Annotated in this window: 11 protein-coding genes; 2 read left to right on the top strand and 9 right to left on the bottom strand. The window is 64.6% G+C overall.

Features of this window, described 5'->3' with window-relative positions; all coding sequences use genetic code 11:
- Nucleotides 1-45 precede the first annotated feature (45 nt).
- On the top strand, nucleotides 46-906 hold the full coding sequence (locus OTERR_RS07455; RefSeq protein ID WP_149425327.1) for a PAS domain-containing protein: 861 nt from the start codon (nucleotides 46-48) through the stop codon (nucleotides 904-906).
- A 34-nt stretch (nucleotides 907-940) separates the two neighbouring features.
- Here the strand turns inward: OTERR_RS07455 and OTERR_RS07450 are convergent, their stop codons facing one another.
- The 5 genes from OTERR_RS07450 to zapE all read right to left on the bottom strand — a co-directional run bounded on the left by OTERR_RS07450 (nucleotide 941) and on the right by zapE (nucleotide 5,635).
- A complete protein-coding gene (locus OTERR_RS07450) occupies nucleotides 941-1,816 on the bottom strand; it encodes a secretin N-terminal domain-containing protein (RefSeq protein ID WP_149425326.1) in 876 nt (291 codons plus the stop codon).
- A 121-nt stretch (nucleotides 1,817-1,937) separates the two neighbouring features.
- Nucleotides 1,938-2,771, bottom strand: coding sequence for an ATP-binding protein (locus OTERR_RS07445; protein ID WP_246154392.1), 834 nt, complete (start codon nucleotides 2,769-2,771; stop codon nucleotides 1,938-1,940).
- Between the two features lie 308 nt (nucleotides 2,772-3,079).
- Nucleotides 3,080-3,859: a response regulator gene (locus tag OTERR_RS07440; RefSeq protein WP_149425325.1), complete on the bottom strand. Its 780-nt coding sequence runs from the start codon at nucleotides 3,857-3,859 to the stop codon at nucleotides 3,080-3,082.
- A gap of 9 nt (nucleotides 3,860-3,868) precedes the next feature.
- The gene (locus tag OTERR_RS07435) at nucleotides 3,869-4,399 is read right to left on the bottom strand and encodes a Spy/CpxP family protein refolding chaperone (RefSeq protein ID WP_187775329.1); all 531 of its coding nucleotides are present in this window, start codon (nucleotides 4,397-4,399) and stop codon (nucleotides 3,869-3,871) included.
- Between the two features lie 114 nt (nucleotides 4,400-4,513).
- Complete coding sequence (gene zapE / locus OTERR_RS07430; RefSeq protein ID WP_054620679.1) at nucleotides 4,514-5,635, bottom strand: cell division protein ZapE; 1,122 nt, start codon at nucleotides 5,633-5,635, stop codon at nucleotides 4,514-4,516.
- Nucleotides 5,636-5,871: 236 nt separating this feature from the next.
- On the opposite strand from zapE, the gene OTERR_RS07425 reads away from it, so the two are divergent.
- The gene (locus OTERR_RS07425) at nucleotides 5,872-8,406 is read left to right on the top strand and encodes a DUF3141 domain-containing protein (RefSeq protein ID WP_149425323.1); all 2,535 of its coding nucleotides are present in this window, start codon (nucleotides 5,872-5,874) and stop codon (nucleotides 8,404-8,406) included.
- A gap of 112 nt (nucleotides 8,407-8,518) precedes the next feature.
- Here OTERR_RS07425 and lpdA read toward each other — a convergent pair whose 3' ends face one another.
- The 4 genes from lpdA to gltA form a co-directional block, all read right to left on the bottom strand.
- Nucleotides 8,519-9,943 (bottom strand): dihydrolipoyl dehydrogenase, encoded by a 1,425-nt coding sequence (gene lpdA, locus OTERR_RS07420; RefSeq protein WP_149425322.1) that lies wholly within the window; start codon nucleotides 9,941-9,943, stop codon nucleotides 8,519-8,521.
- A gap of 110 nt (nucleotides 9,944-10,053) precedes the next feature.
- Nucleotides 10,054-11,292 carry a 2-oxoglutarate dehydrogenase complex dihydrolipoyllysine-residue succinyltransferase gene (gene odhB, locus OTERR_RS07415; protein WP_149425321.1) on the bottom strand — a complete coding sequence of 413 codons (1,239 nt, stop codon included), beginning with the start codon at nucleotides 11,290-11,292 and terminating at the stop codon, nucleotides 10,054-10,056.
- A 36-nt stretch (nucleotides 11,293-11,328) separates the two neighbouring features.
- Entirely contained in the window at nucleotides 11,329-14,148 is a 2,820-nt protein-coding gene (locus OTERR_RS07410) for a 2-oxoglutarate dehydrogenase E1 component (protein WP_187775328.1), read from the bottom strand.
- Nucleotides 14,149-14,284: 136 nt separating this feature from the next.
- On the bottom strand, nucleotides 14,285-15,580 hold the full coding sequence (gltA, locus tag OTERR_RS07405; RefSeq protein ID WP_054620676.1) for a citrate synthase: 1,296 nt from the start codon (nucleotides 15,578-15,580) through the stop codon (nucleotides 14,285-14,287).
- Between the last annotated feature and the right edge of the window lie 26 nt (nucleotides 15,581-15,606).

Here is a 15,606-nt window from a genome sequence, read left to right as displayed (position 1 = left end):
CAGGCGACTTCTACAGTGAAAAGGTCGTCGGTTGGGTTTGCCATCATGCTTCCGTCTTCTTCCCTCAGCCAAATCAGCACGCTCCACATCCACAGGGTGGGCGATTACAGCACCCTGCTCGAATCTCTCGGGGTGGGTGCTCTACTCTTCGACGCCCGTGACGGGCGGATCGTGCATGCCAATCGCCCGGGCCTCGACATTCTGGGGCGCACCGCCTCGGACTTGGTGTGGCCCCTCCCCCCGCCCGAATGGACCCTGTTCGATGAGCGCGGCCAGCCCGTTGCGGCCGAGCGCAACCCGGTGCATCAGGTACTGGCCACGGGTCAGCCCGCCGAAGAGCGCTTTGCTCGGCTCGGCGTCGAGGGGGGCGCCAAACGCTGGGTACGGATTCGCGCCCTGCCGGTGCAGGGGCACGGCGAGGGATTGGGCGGCGTCTTCGTCAGCCTGGTGGACATGTCGGTGGATCGGGTATCCAGCGCCTTGGCCGAACGCATCCTCACGGGTGAGATCGCTCGGGCCCGCCGCTACGGCAGCGATTTCTGTCTGGGATTGCTCGACATCGACCCGCCCCCCGCCTCCCCGGCACCCACGCTGGAGGAAGAAGTCCCCCGGGAGGTCGGCAAACGGCTCCAGCAAAGCCTGCGCGACTCCGACGCCATGGCCCCCTGGGGCGATGCCTCGTTCCTGGTGCTGATGCCCGGTGTCGGTCTGCTTGAAGGCAGCGGCGGCCTGGAGCGCATCCGCCAATACGCCATGTCCCGACCGGTTGCCGGCAAGCCCGTCGTCCTGTCCGGGGGCGTCACCGAGTTCTGGCCCGCCGACACCCAGGAAACCGTGCTGGCCCGGGCCGACGAAGCCCTCCTGATCGCCCATCAGGCCGGTGGCAACCGGGTTTGCTCGCGCTGACACGGCGCTGGCAGCGCCCTGCAAATCAGCCGGATCAGGGCAGTTCGTCCACCTTGAGCCAGATGGCCCCGCCATCCCGGCTATCCCGGGCCGAAACCGAGGCATTGACCCGTTCCCGGCCACTGCTTTCCTGCCCGGAGCCCCCTACCTGGATCCACTCACCCAACCGCCCTGAGACGGTGGTGGACAGGCGCTCCACCTGGGCGCTGCCTGGACCATAAGCACCGGGGCGACTGGCCTGAGGACTGATTTCCAGGGTCACCCGGTCGCCAGCAACCCGGGGCTCGGCATAAAAGCCCTGCCCCAAGTCTTGCCAGACCATGGATTGGGACACCACCGTGCCGGCAGGACCAACCACCACCTGGGTCAAGGGGATGGGAATGGATTGGCCAACCTGGATGAACGCCTGGCCGCCTTCCACCACCTGCACGGTCTGTACGCTGCGCTCGCTGCGGCTGGCGCGAACATCGGCGGCACTGCCGGTCAGGCGGGACGCACTGCCCGCCGACCCCAAGCTTACCGAAGCACCGCCCGACAGGCGCCGCGGCTCGGTGAGCTTGACCGTACCATCGCCCAGCACCACCGTGCCGGACGCCCCGGCATCCTGGCGCACGCTGCTTTCCTGACGCTCGCGGCTGACCTGAATGACGAGGCGACGCAGCGGCCGGTCCAGGCTGGCCAGCAAGCGCTTGATCTCGTCCCGGTTGCGCCGGGATGCCCGCAGGATCAGCTGATTGTTGGCCCCCTGGAGCACCCCGCCCGATTCAACGAAGGGCCGCAACTGGGGGATCACCTCATCGGGAAAACGATGTTGCAGGGGGATGATCTCCACCTCCTGCTGGGCAACCGCCGGGAAGGCCACCAGGGCGGAGGCCAGCAAGGCAACGATGAGGGTGAGCAAACGAGCCATGGCAGGGGCTCCCGAGGAAATGAAAAGGCGAAAGATGGCGTCCGGATGCGGAGGAACCCGCTCGACTGGCGCGACCGGAGTCTATCTTGGCGCCCCGGAAACCGCCCGGCAACCGGTTGCCTTACACCTCGACCGCCTGGGGCAACAGCAGGCACGCACTCAAGCCCCCCTCTGGCCGATTACGCAACGTCAGGTCGCCACCGTGCTGGCGTGCCACTTCCCGGGCAATGGACAGGCCCAGCCCCACCCCCCCGGTGGCCCGATTGCGGGAGGATTCCAGGCGATAGAACGGTTCAAAAACCTGTTCGAGCATGGCCTCGGGGATACCCGGGCCATCATCCTCGATCTCGATGCGCACGCCCCGGTCCGAATTGCTCAGCACCGCCCGGGCCCGGCCGCCGTAGCGCACTGCGTTTTCCAGCAGATTGGCCAGGCAGCGGCGCAAGGCCACCGGTCGTGCCATTACCTGGCCGGCCTCACCGGAAACGGAAACCGGCTGCCCCACCTCGGCCATGTCATCGACCAGGGAATGGACCAGGGCTGTCACATTCAGGCGTACGGGAACCTCGCTCTGGGCATGGTCGCGCAGCGTCTGCAGCGTGGCGTCGAGCATGGAGGCCATTTCACCCATGTCGTGGCGCAACTGGGCCTTCAACTCCGCATCGTCGATGCGCTCGGCGCGCAGCTGCATGCGGGTCAGGGGCGTGCGCAGGTCGTGGGAAACCGCCGCCAGGAAGCGGTTGCGCTCCTCCAGTTGGCGCCGGATGCGCTGCTGCATGCGATTGAAAGCTTCCGCCGCCTGGCGGGCTTCCAGCGTTCCATCCAGGGGCAGCGGCGGACTTTCCAGGTTTTCAGCCAGGCGTGTGGCGGCGTCCCCCAGACGCTGGATCGGTCGCGCCAGGGTACGGGCGCCGAACCAGGCGCCCAGGGCCAGGGCGCCGATCTGGGCCAGCATCCCCAGCCAGAAGCCCAGATGACGTAAGGGTTGCGGTCCTCGGTGAGGAGGGCGATGAACAGCCTCCTTCCCCTGGCGTTCCGGCGGCCCCCCCGGCGGCCCGGGCGGGCCAAACGCTGAAACAGCCGGTGGTGGCGGGCCTGGCGGCCCCGCCGGAGGTGTGCGGAATTGGTCGAAGACGCTGAAGATGAGCAGGGAGAGAAAGAGATGGCTGACCAGAATACCCGCCAGAAGGACGGCAAACAGTTGCCCGAACAAGGTCTGGGGCAGCCAGCGGCGCTGGCGCAAACGCAACCAGGCCTGACGGATCACCGTCCTCCTCCCGATTCCGCGGCCGAGTCACCAACGGGGCTGGCAAACAGATACCCCTCGCCCCGCACGGTCTTGATCAGGCGGGGATCGCGCGGGTCCTCGCCAAGCTTTTGGCGCAGCCGGGAGACGAGCAGGTCGATGCTGCGGTCAAAGGCCTCCATGGTCCGGCCCCGGGCCGCGTCCAGCAACTGGTCGCGGGACAGGACACGCCGCGGCCGTTCGAGGAAAACCCAGAGCAAGCGGAATTCGGCATTGGACAGGGGCACGACCACCCCTTCGGGCGACACCAACTGGCGCAACACCCGATGCAAGCGCCAACCGGCAAAGTGGATTTCTTCCCGCTTCTCGTTGGCGCCCTCCTCCTTGGCCGCCGCACCGTTCACGGCCGGCGTGCCAGCACCGTCGGGCCGGGCACGGCGCAGCACGGTGCGAATGCGGGCGACCAGTTCCCGGGGTTCGAAGGGCTTCACCACATAATCGTCGGCTCCCAGTTCGAGGCCGACGATGCGGTCGCTGGCCTCGCCCCGGGCCGTGAGCATGACCACCGGCAGGCGCGACGTCTGGCGCAGTTGACGGCACAGGGTGAGACCATCCTCCCCTGGCAGCATCACATCGAGCACCACCAGATCAAAGGCGGCGGCGGCCAGAGCTGCCCGCATCGCCTGGCCATCGCCGACCCCTTGGGTTTCCAGGTTGAAGCCAGCCAGGTAGGTACAGAGCAGATCGCGGATCTGTTCATCGTCATCGACGATCAGGACGCGGGCGGTTCCGGCCATGATCTCTCCTCAGCGTGCCGCCGGAGACTGGGAAGCGGGCGGTGCTCCGTCGCCGCCGGGGCGGCGCGGCCCCATGTGGGGGCGCCCTTTGCCCGGGCCATCGCGGGACTCCAGGCGCTCCGCCAGGAAGGTCTGCACCTGGCGCTTCTGACCAGCATCCAGGCTGTCGTAAACCGACAGCCACTGATCACGCACCGCCTGCATACGCTTTTGCCCGGTAGCCATCTCCTCGTCTTGCTGACGGGCCAGGGCGCGCAGATCGGCATCCCCTGCCGCAAGGGACTTTTTCAGTTCACCGCGCTTGGCCTCATGCTGCTGGCGGGAGTCCGCGCGGCTGGCCTTGGTGACGCTTTCTGCCTTGGCCCACAGGGTTTCCTGCTCCGGTGTCAATTTCAGCCGGTCATGCAACTCGCTGAACACCGGTTGGAAGTGTCCCCGCGGGGCACACCCGGGGCCAGCAGGCATGGCACCGGCGGCGGCGCTCAGGGACAGGGCGCCGAGAGAAAGGGCCAGGATCAGGGGACGAAGCGAGTTTTTCATGGTGGGCTCCTCGTTTGAAAACGAATCTGGAGCCTGCAGATTAGGGACGGGACGTATCCCGCCCATAGCGGAGTTGTATCGGAATGTTACGTCCCGGGCAGGCCGGCAGCAGGCCTAGCTGCCCAACAAATGGGGCAAGGCCAGGTATTCCTTGGAGCGCATCTCGGTCAGGCGGCTGACGGTTCGGAAGAACTCGCTGGCATGGGTTCCGGACGTGTAAAGCTGCTCAGGTTCGCACTCGGCGGTGGCCACCAGCTTGACCCGGTGATCGTAGAGCACGTCCACCAGCCAGGTGAAGCGCCGCGCCTCGTTGGCTTGGGCCGCGCTCAGACGGGGAATGCCGGAGAGCAGCACCGTGTGATAGCCCCGCGCCAATTCCAGGTAATCGTTCTGAGAGCGAGGACCGCCACAGAGGGCCTCGAAATCGAACCAGATGACCCCGTTGGCGCGCCGCTTGGTCGGAATTTCCCGGCCCAGGACTTCGATGGCGCCCCCCTTTTTGCCCGGCTCGCCTGCCAGGGATTTGAAGGCCTCTGCCAGACGCTCCTCGCTTTGCGCATCGGCCGGCACGTGGAAGATATCGACCTGGGTCAGGGCGCGCAGCCGGTAGTCGATCCCCGCCTCCACTTCGAGGACGTCGAGCTTTTCCTGCAGCAAGGCGATGGTCGGCAAGAAATTGGCACGCTGCAGACCATTCGGGTAGAGCTTCTCCGGCGGGTAGTTGGAGGTCATCACCAGTACCACGCCCCGGGAAAAAAGCCCGGTAAGGAGGCGCCCCAGAATCATCGCGTCGGCAATGTCCGAGACGTGAAACTCGTCGAAACAGAGCAGTCGGGTGGCCGAGGCAATGCGTGCCGCCACTTTCTCCAAGGGGTCAGCTTCGCCCTTGAGGGTTTCCAGCTCCCGATGCACCTGCTGCATGAAGGCATGGAAGTGAATACGCCGCTTGCGCTGGTAGGGCACCGACTCGAAGAAACAATCCATCAGGAAGCTCTTGCCACGCCCCACCCCACCCCAGAAATAAACACCCCGGGGTACCGCCAGGCGGGAATGCAGCATCTTGCGCAAACGGGTACGGCGGGTGGCCTTGAACTCAAGCAGTTCGGTGTAGAGCTGCTGCAGCCGCTCGGCGGCGGTGCGCTGCGCCGGGTCCGCCGTGAAACCCTTGCTGGTAAGGAGTTGCTCGTAGCGGTCGAGCATTCCCCGTTCGGAAACCTGAAGAATTCGGTGAGGCATGGTAAAGGGAGAAAACGGTTACGCCGGCAGCAAAAGGCCAGGGCCGGTGCTGCGAGGGCAGCGGGAAAACGTGGAAGTTTAGACGAAGGCGGCGCTGGGGCCCAACGGCTACGTGGTGAAGAGGCGATGAAAAATCGGCCGACCTTGCCAAACGGTCCGGTCGAGTTCTATGCTGCACTGCAACACAAGCAAAAATATCCCCGCCATGGATCACTTCTCCCGACAGGAGGTCCCCCATGCTGTTTGCTAGCAGTCTCTCCAGCCTGCAACACGCCATCGCCGCCGGTTCCCGCACCCTGGCCGCATCCCTTGAGTATTGCAACGATCGCTGGCAGCGCCAGATTCTGACCCTGGATGTGCTGCGCGAGCGGGGCAACCAGTACCTGGCCCACGCCCGGTCGGGCAAGCCACCGGTATTGGTGTTCGACTACGACATCGTGATGGACGGCCGCACCCTGCCCCAGCCGGCCAACTACGCCCTGGCCCGCATCCATCCCCCCGCCGACTGCCCGGCCACCGACCCGGCCAAGCGCCCCTTTGTCGTCATCGACCCCCGGGCCGGTCACGGGCCGGGCATTGGTGGTTTCAAGATCGACAGCGAAATCGGCATTGCCCTGCGCCAGGGCCATCCCTGCTACTTCGTGATGTTCTTCCCCACCCCGGAGCCGGGGCAGACCATCGAATGCGTGGCCCGGGCCGAAATCGCCTTCCTGCAAAAAGTTAACGCCCTGCACCCGGACGCCGAGGGCAAGCCCTTCGTCATCGGCAACTGCCAGGGCGGCTGGGCCCTGATGATGCTGGCAGCGGCGGCGCCCACCCTGGTGGGGCCGATCCTGCTGGCCGGCTCCCCCGTCTCGTACTGGGCCGGGGTGCGCGGCAAGAACCCGATGCGCTATTCCGGCGGCCTGCTCGGCGGCACCTGGCTGGCCTCCCTGGCCGGCGACCTGGGCAACGGCCGCTTCGACGGCGCCTACCTGGTGAACAACTTCGAGCAGCTCAACCCGGCCAACACCTACTGGAGCAAGCTCTACAACCTGTTCGCCAAGGTGGATTCGGAACGGGAGCGCTTCCTCGAATTCGAACGCTGGTGGGGCGGCCACTACCTGCTCAACAAGCAGGAGATGGAATGGATCACCCAAAACCTGTTCGTCGGCAACCGGCTGAGCACCGGCCAGGTGGTCACCAGCGACGGCGGCACCCGCATCGATCTGCGCAACATCCGCTCGCCGATCATCGTCTTCGCCTCTTGGGGCGACAACATCACCCCGCCCCAGCAAGCACTCAACTGGATTCCCGACCTCTACGAGAGCGTGGACGACATCCGCCTCAACGAGCAGACCATCGTCTATTGCCTGCACGAGCAGATCGGCCACCTGGGCATCTTCGTGTCCGCCACCGTGGCGCGCAAGGAAACCGACAAACTGGTGGGCACCCTGGAATTGATCGACACCCTGCCCCCGGGGCTGTACGAGGCGATCATCGAGGACACCCACCCGGAAATGCCGGGCCGCGAATACGTCCAGGGCCGCTACCTGGTGCGCTTCGCACCGCGCACTCTGGACGACATCCTGGCCCTGGACGACGGGCGGGACGATGAGGAGGCCTTCGAGGTGGTCAAGCGGGTCGCCGTGGCCAACCAGGGCCTCTACGACAGCTTCGCATCCCCGGTGGTGAAGAGCCTGAGCAACGAGATCACCGCCGAAGCCAGCCGCAACTTCAACCCGGCCCGGGCCGAGCGCTGGTGGTTCTCCGACGCCAACCCGCTGCTCTGGCCCCTGCGCCCCCTGGCCGGCCTAGTGCATCACCAGCGCCGCCCGGCGGCGGAGGATAACCCCTTCGTCGGCCTGGAAAAGCAGGTGTCGGCCCAGATCGAGGCCGCCTGGGACGCTTACCGGGACAGCCGGGATTCGCTCCAGGAAAAGCTCTTCCAGTTGATCTACGAATCGCCGATGCTAAAGGCCCTGGTGGGCATGGGCTCCTACGCCAGCCGCCGCCCGGAACAGGCTCACAGCTGGATGGAAGAGGAATTCCGCCGCCTCAAGCGCCACGCCCTGGAGGGCTCCTTCGAGCACGGCACGCCCCTGGAAGGGCTGGTGCGGGCCATCCTGTTCACCAAGCCCGACCTAGGCGGCTTCGACGAGCGCCCCTTCAACTTGCTACGCGAACGCATCCACGAAGCTGGCTTGCCCGAGCGCCCCACCCTCGCCCATCTCAAGGCGGCGGTAAAGCGCCAGGCCTTCCTGGTCCTGCTCGACGAGGAACGGGCCCTGGCCGCTCTCCCCCGCCTGCTCGCCAGCCGGGAAGAACGACGCCGCGCCCTGGCCACCGCCTACACCCTGGCCGAGGCCCGCGGCGACCTGGGGGATACGTTCCTGCGCCGCCTGGCGCGCCTTGCCCAGGAACTGGGCGAAGCGGTACCGCTGCCGGCTCCGGTCGGCAAAATATCCATGCCTGCGGAACAGAGCACGGCGCCGGCAGCCCAGGCATCCGCAACTGTCAAAGCCACTTCCGTGACCCGGCGCACCAAGCCGGTAAGCAAACCGGCCACCGACTCCGCGACCGCCGTGCCTCCGGTCAAGGTTGCCCCAGGCAAGGGAGCAGCGCCTCGCCCCCGCAAGCCGGCCACCACGAAAGCGATGCCTCCAGCCAATCCAAAGGGGAAGCCCGGCAAAATGACCAATCAAGGCGCGGGAGACGCCAAGGTGGCAACCAAACCCAAGCAGATGGCCACATCCCATGCCACAGCACGGCGCAAGGCTGATAGCAAATAGGCAACAGCCAAGCAACACTGAAGGGCCTGTAAACGAACATCGGGCGGATACCTGGGTATCCGCCCGATGTTCGTTTACCCCCGAGCAGAAACGCCGGGAGCGTATCGCAGCGTTAGAAGTGCAGCGGACGCTTGTCGCAGGCCAGGGCCGCTTCGTGCACCGCTTCCGACAGGGTCGGGTGGGCGTGGCAGATGCGGGCCAGGTCTTCGGAGGCAGCGCCGAACTCCATGGCCACCACACCTTCCGAGATCAGCTCGGAGGCGTTGGCGCCGATGATGTGCACGCCCAGGATGCGGTCGGTCTGAGCGCAGGCCAGCATCTTGACGAAGCCGGTGGGGTCACCCATGCCCAGGGCCCGGCCGTTGGCCAGGAACGGGATCTTACCGACCTTGTAGGCCACGCCTTCGGCCTTGAGCTGCTGCTCGGTCTTGCCGACCCAGGCGATTTCCGGGCTGGTGTAGATGACCCAGGGAACGGTGTCGAAGTTGCAGTGACCGGCCTGGCCCGCCATCAGCTCGGCGACCATCACGCCCTCTTCCATGGCCTTGTGGGCCAGCATCGGGCCACGCACCACGTCGCCCACCGCCCAGATGCCGGCAACGCCGGTCTGGCAGTGGCCATCCACCTGGACGAAGCCGCGCTCGTCGAGCTTCACGCCCACCTTGTCGGCATTCAGGCCGTCGGTGTTGGGGATGCGGCCGACGGAGACGATCAGGCGGTCAGCGTCGAGCTTCTGGGCCTTGCCTTCCTTGTCGGTGTAGGCGATGGACACGCCCTTCTTGGTCACCTTGACGTCGCCGATCTTGACGCCCAGGTTGATGTTCAGACCTTGCTTGGTGAACACCTTGAGGGCTTCCTTGGCCACGTCCTGGTCGGCAGCGGCGAGGAAGTCGGGCATGGCTTCAAGGATGGTCACTTCGGAACCCAGGCGGCGCCACACGGAGCCCATTTCCAGACCGATCACGCCGGCGCCGATGATGGCCAGCTTCTTCGGCACGCTGTCGATTTCCAGAGCACCAATGTTGTCGCAGACGATCTTGTTGTCCACCGGAATGGTGGGCAGATGGCGCGCCTTGGAACCGGTGGCGATGATGACCTGCTTGGCCTCGACCACCTCGTCGCCCACCTTGACCTGCCAACCGGCGGCGCCCTGACCGACGAAGCTGCCGTGGCCGTTGAGCTGGGTGACCTTGTTCTTCTTGAACAGGCCCTTGATACCGGAGGTGAGCTGGGTCACCACGCCGGACTTACGGCCCATCATCTTGGCCACGTCGATCTTCGGCGTGCCCACGGTGATGCCCTGGTCGGCGAAGGAGTGGCCGGCTTCCTCGAACAGGTGGGAGGTATGCAGCAGCGCCTTGGAGGGGATGCAGCCCACGTTCAGGCAGGTACCGCCGAGACGGGGCTCGCCCTTGGGATCGGCGTAGGGATTGGATTCGCAGCAGGCCACGGAAAAGCCGAGCTGGGCGGCGCGGATGGCGGCCACATAGCCGCCGGGGCCGCCGCCGATGACGAGAACGTCGAATTGTTTGGACATGTAAGGTACCTCGTGATGCGCCGAGACCGCCGGCACCCGGAGTCAGAGCTTGGTTTCTCTGGCCCCGAGCCCCTGCGGTCTCTGCGTTGATGCGGTTGAACGGCTAGGGCTTAGACGCCGAGCAGCAGGCGGGCCGGATCTTCCAGGGCTTCCTTCATGGTCACCAGACCCAGCACGGCTTCACGGCCGTCGATGATCCGGTGGTCATAGGACATGGCCAGGTAGTTGATCGGACGCACCACCACTTGACCATTCTCGACCACGGCCCGGTCCTTGGTGGCGTGGATGCCGAGGATCGCGGACTGGGGCGGGTTGATGATGGGGGTGGAGAGCATGGAGCCGAACACACCGCCGTTGGAGATGGAGAAGGTGCCACCGGACAGTTCTTCGATGGACAGCTTGCCGTCCTTGGCCTTCTGGCCGAACTCGGCAATCTTTTTCTCGATGTCGGCGATGGACATCTGGTCGGCGTCACGAATGATCGGCACCACCAGGCCACGGGGAGAACCCACGGCGATACCGATGTCGATGTAGCCGTGATAGACGATGTCGTTACCGTCCACGGAGGCGTTCAGGATCGGATACTTCTTCAGGGCAGCCACGGCAGCCTTGACGAAGAAGCCCATGAAGCCCAGACGCACGCCATGCTCTTTCTCGAACTTCTCGCCGTACTGCTTGCGCAGGGACATCACTGGCGCCATGTTCACCTCGTTGAAGGTGGTCAGGATGGCGTTGTCGTTCTTGGACTGCAGCAGACGCTCGGCGATGCGGGCACGCAGGCGGGTCATCGGCACGCGCTGCTCCGGGCGATCGCCCAGGTTCACAGCCACCGGCGGGGTCGGCAGCGCAGACTTGGCAGCAGCCGCGACCACCGGGCCAGCGGCAGGCTTGGCCTGGGCGCCCAGGGCGTCTTCCTTGGTGACACGGCCACCACGGCCGGTGCCGGTCACGTCGCCGGCGGCGATGCCCTTCTCGTCAAGGATCTTGCGTGCGGCCGGCATGGCCACACCGGCGGCGGCCGGGGCGGAAGCCGCCGGAGCGGCGGCCACGGGAGCAGCCTTGGCAGCAGGGACTTCGGCCTTGGCGGCAGGAGCGGCAGCGCCGGCCTTGGCTTCGGTGTCGATCTGGGCGATCACTTCACCGGATACGACGGTGTCGCCGTTACCCTTGATCAGTTTCACGATAACGCCGGCATCCGGAGCAGGCAGTTCGAGCACGACCTTGTCGGTTTCGATGTCGATCAGGTTCTCGTCGCGGGCAACCGCTTCGCCTTCCTTCTTGTGCCAGGAAACCAGGGTCGCTTCGGAAACGGATTCCGAGAGTTGCGGAACTTTGACGTCAATAATCATTTTTTTCTCCGAGTCATCCCGAAAGAGTTCTGTCGCTTACTTGAGTTTGCCGAGAGCGGCGTCGATCACGGCCTTTTGCTGCTCGTTGTGCTTGGCCAAGTAGCCCACCGCCGGCGCTGCCGCCGCGGGACGAGCCGCCAGGTACAACGATTGGCCGGACTGCAGGCCGCGCTCGAAGTGGTGCAGGGTGGAGTACCAAGCGCCTTGGTTGGTGGGCTCTTCCTGGCACCACACCACTTCTTTGGCCTTGGGGTACTTCTTCAACTCGGCCGCGTACTGGGCGTCGGGGAACGGGTACAGCTGTTCCACACGGATCAGGGCGACGTTGTTCAGCTTACGCTCGCGACGGGCAGCCAGCAGTTCGTAGTAGATCTTGCCGGAGCAGGCCACCACGCGGGTCACCTTCTTCGGATCGATGCTGGCGTCGGTTTCACCGATGAGCGGCTGGAACTTGCCCTTGGACAACTCGGCCAGAGTGGAAATGGCTTCCTTGTGGCGCAGCAGAGACTTGGGCGACATCACCACCAGCGGCTTACGCTGCTTGCGTACCATCTGGCGACGCAGCAGGTGGAAGATCTGAGCCGGGGTGGAGGGCACGCAGACTTCCCAGTTCTGCTCGGCGGACAGCTGCAGGTAGCGCTCGAGGCGGGCCGAGGAGTGCTCCGGACCCTGGCCTTCATAGCCGTGGGGCAGCAGCATCACCAGACCGCACAGACGACCCCACTTAGCCTCGCCGGAGCAGAGGAACTGGTCGATCACCACTTGGGCACCGTTGGCGAAGTCGCCGAACTGGCCTTCCCAGACCACCAGCTCGTTGGGTTCAGCAGTGGCATAGCCGTATTCGAACGCCAACACGGCTTCTTCGGACAGCACGGAATCGAAGCACTGGAAGTAGCCCTGCTTTTCCTGCAGGTGGGCGAGCGGCAGGTAGATGCCGGCGTCCCAGCGTTCCCGGTTCTGGTCGTGGAACACGGCGTGACGGTGGAAGAAAGTGCCGCGACCGACGTCCTCGCCGGACAGGCGCACGCCGAAGCCCTGGGCAAGCAGGGTCGCGTAGGCGAGGTTTTCACCCATACCCCAATCCACCGGCAGCTTACCCTCGCCCATGGCGCGACGATCCTCGACGATCTTCTGCACACGGGAGTGCAGGGTGAAGTTGGCCGGGATGGTGGTGAGGGCCTTCGCCAGACGCTTGAGCTCGGTCTGGGGCACCGAGGTATCGGCGTTTTCCAGGTACTTCTTGGTCTGGTAAGGGGTCCAGTCGTTGGCGAACTCGCGCTTGAAGTCGGCCAGCACCGGGTTGTGCACCAGACGGCCTTCGTCCAGGGCTGCGCGGTAGTCCTTGATCATCTGGTCCGCATCACCTTCGGCGATGACGCCCTGGGTCTGCAGCTTTTCGGCATACAGCTTGCGGGTACCGGGGTGCGCCTGGACCTTCTTGTACATCAGGGGCTGGGTCACCATCGGCTCGTCCTGCTCGTTGTGGCCGAGCTTGCGGAAGCAGATGATGTCGATGACCACGTCCTTCTTGAATTCCTGACGGAATTCCAGGGCCAGCTGGGTCACCAGGGCCACGGCCTCGGGGTCGTCGCCATTGACGTGGAAGATGGGGGATTCGACCATCTTGAACACGTCGGTGCAGTACAGGGAGGAGCGCAGGTCGCGAGGATCGGAGGTGGTAAAGCCGATCTGGTTGTTCACGATGATGTGCACCGTGCCGCCCGTACCGTAACCGCGGGTCTGGGAGAAGTTGAGCATCTCCTGGTTCACGCCCTGGCCAGCCACGGCGGCATCGCCATGGATCAGCACCGGCACGACCTTGTCCTTGCCTTCGGCGCCGCGGCGGCGCTGGCGGGCATAGACCGACCCCTCGACCACCGGGTTCACGATTTCCAGGTGGGACGGGTTGAAGGCCAGGGTCAGGTGGACCGGACCGCCCGGGGTGCCGACGTCGGACGAGAAGCCATTGTGGTACTTGACGTCGCCGGAGGACAGGTCGGAAGCCTTCTTGCCTTCGAACTCGGCGAAGAGCATGGAAGGCGCCTTGCCCAGGGTGTTCACCAGCACGTTCAAACGGCCGCGGTGGGCCATGCCGATGACGATTTCCTCAACGCCCTTGGAACCACCCACGTTGAGCAGTTCGTCCATAGCCACGATCAGGCTGTCGCCACCTTCCAGGGAGAAGCGCTTCTGGCCGACGTAGCGGGTGTGCAGGTAGCGCTCCAGGGTTTCGGCGGCGGTCAGACGCTCCAGCAGACGCTTCTTGTGCTCGGCGGAATACTGGCCCTTGCCGCGGATCGGCTCGAGACGGGCCTGGATCCAACGCTTTTCCTGGGTAGCGGTGAGGTGCATGTACTCCACGCCGATGGAAGAACAATAAGTCTCCTTGGCGGCATCGAGAATGTCCTTGAGGGTGGCCTGATCGCCCACAGCGGCGAAGGAGCCGCTATTGAAGCTCTTGTTCAGGTCACCTTCGGTGAAGCCATAGTGGGCAGGCTCCAGCTCTTGCAGCTCGGGGCGCTCGTGGCGCTTGAGCGGGTCGAGTTGAGCCCAGCGGTTGCCGAGGAAGCGGTAGGCATTGATCAGCTGCAGTGCAGCGACCTGCTTCTTCTCATCAACCTGGGCACCACCAGCGCGCTGGTAGGTTTGCTTGCCCATGTCGGCGAAAGCGGCCAGCACGGGGGCGTGGGGGACATCGCGGCTGACGAAGCCGGGCATTTGCACCAGCTTGTCGAAGTAGTCGCGCCACTCGTCGGGCACGGACGCCGGATTGTCCAGGTAGTTTTCATACAGTTCCTCGACGAACGGCGCATTGCCGCCGAAGAGGTAGGAATTGCCAAACATCTCCATCATCATGGCGATCACCTTGGTGTGCGTCAGTCTTGCTTGAGTCTTGCACTCCGTCCCGCTCATCCATCCTCACAGCACACGGGTGCCTTGGGGGATGCCGGGCAGAGTGTTTGTAAAAAAGGGGCGACGGGCGCCCCTTTAGTTATGCACGCTTGTCGAGCGGCACCACGTCGCGCTTGGCAGCGCCGACGTACAGCTGGCGCGGCCGGCCGATCTTGTATTCCGGATCGGTGATCATCTCTTCCCACTGGGTCATCCAGCCCACGGTCCGAGCCAGGGCGAAGATGCAGGTGAACATGGAGGTCGGGATGCCGAGGGCCTTCTGCACGATGCCGGAGTAGAAGTCCACGTTCGGGTAGAGCTTCTTCTCGACGAAGTACGGATCTTCCAGAGCGATCTTTTCCAGTTCCATTGCCAGCTTGAACAGGCGATCGTTTTCCAGGCCGAGTTCGGTCAGCACTTCGTTGCACACCTTGCGCATCAGCTTGGCGCGCGGGTCGAAGTTCTTATAGACGCGGTGACCGAAGCCCATCAGCTTGAAGGGATCGTTCTTGTCCTTGGCGCGGGCGATGAACTCGGGCACGCGGGACACGTCGCCGATCTCTTCCAGCATGTTCAGGCAGGCCTCGTTGGCACCGCCGTGAGCCGGACCCCACAGGCAGGCGATACCAGCGGCGATACAGGCAAAGGGGTTGGCACCGGAAGAGCCGGCCAGACGCACCGTGGAGGTGGAAGCATTCTGCTCGTGGTCAGCGTGCAGGGTGAAGATGATGTCCAGAGCGCGGACCAGCACGGGGTTCGGCTTGTACTCCTCGCAGGGCGTACCGAACATCATGTGCATGAAGTTGGCGGTGTAGCCCAGGTCGTTGCGGGGATACATGAACGGCTGCCCGGTGTTGTACTTGTACGCCATGGCCACGATGGTGGGCAGCTTGGCGACCAGGCGGTTGAAGCTGATGCTACGGTGCTCGGCGTCAGAGAAGTCCATTGCTTCGTGGTAGAAGGCGGACAGGGCACCCACCACGCCGACCATCACGGCCATCGGGTGTGCATCGCGACGGAAGCCGCTGAAGAACTTGGCCAGTTGCTCGTGCACCATCGTGTGGCTCTTGATGGTGGACTCGAACTGTTCCTTTTCTTTCTTGTTGGGCAGTTCGCCGTTCTTCAGCAGATAGGCGACTTCGAGGAAGTTGCAGTTTTCGGCCAGCTGCTCGATGGGGTAGCCGCGGTACAGCAACTCACCCTTGTCACCGTCGATGAAGGTGATCTTGGATTTGCAGCTAGCAGTGGAAAGAAAACCGGAGTCGTAGGTGAAAAACCCGGTTTTGCCGCCGAGGGTGCGAATGTCGATCGTGTCGTTGCCGTGGGTCGGCGACATGATGGGAAATTCGACCGGGTCCTTGCCTTCAATCGTGAGAATAGCCTTGCGTTCGCTCATGTTTCTGTCCCTGTTAGGAAGTCTGC

Origin of the sequence: Oryzomicrobium terrae, from assembly GCF_008274805.1 — a bacterium.
Lineage (GTDB): Bacteria > Pseudomonadota > Gammaproteobacteria > Burkholderiales > Rhodocyclaceae > Oryzomicrobium > Oryzomicrobium terrae.
The sequence above is the reverse complement of the archived record's forward strand: the minus strand, read 5'-3'. Positions and strand labels throughout refer to the sequence as shown.

Coding starts and splice junctions, on each gene's coding strand:
- OTERR_RS07425 (WP_149425323.1), top strand. CDS start 5,872: ATGCTGTTTGCTAGCAGTCTCTCCAGCCTGCAACACGCCATCGCCGCC.
- OTERR_RS07450 (WP_149425326.1), bottom strand. CDS start 1,816: ATGGCTCGTTTGCTCACCCTCATCGTTGCCTTGCTGGCCTCCGCCCTG.
- OTERR_RS07440 (WP_149425325.1), bottom strand. CDS start 3,859: ATGGCCGGAACCGCCCGCGTCCTGATCGTCGATGACGATGAACAGATC.
- zapE (WP_054620679.1), bottom strand. CDS start 5,635: ATGCCTCACCGAATTCTTCAGGTTTCCGAACGGGGAATGCTCGACCGC.
- OTERR_RS07445 (WP_246154392.1), bottom strand. CDS start 2,771: ATGCTGGCCCAGATCGGCGCCCTGGCCCTGGGCGCCTGGTTCGGCGCC.
- OTERR_RS07455 (WP_149425327.1), top strand. CDS start 46: ATGCTTCCGTCTTCTTCCCTCAGCCAAATCAGCACGCTCCACATCCAC.
- OTERR_RS07410 (WP_187775328.1), bottom strand. CDS start 14,148: ATGATGATGGAGATGTTTGGCAATTCCTACCTCTTCGGCGGCAATGCG.
- OTERR_RS07435 (WP_187775329.1), bottom strand. CDS start 4,399: ATGAAAAACTCGCTTCGTCCCCTGATCCTGGCCCTTTCTCTCGGCGCC.
- lpdA (WP_149425322.1), bottom strand. CDS start 9,943: ATGTCCAAACAATTCGACGTTCTCGTCATCGGCGGCGGCCCCGGCGGC.
- gltA (WP_054620676.1), bottom strand. CDS start 15,580: ATGAGCGAACGCAAGGCTATTCTCACGATTGAAGGCAAGGACCCGGTC.
- odhB (WP_149425321.1), bottom strand. CDS start 11,292: ATGATTATTGACGTCAAAGTTCCGCAACTCTCGGAATCCGTTTCCGAA.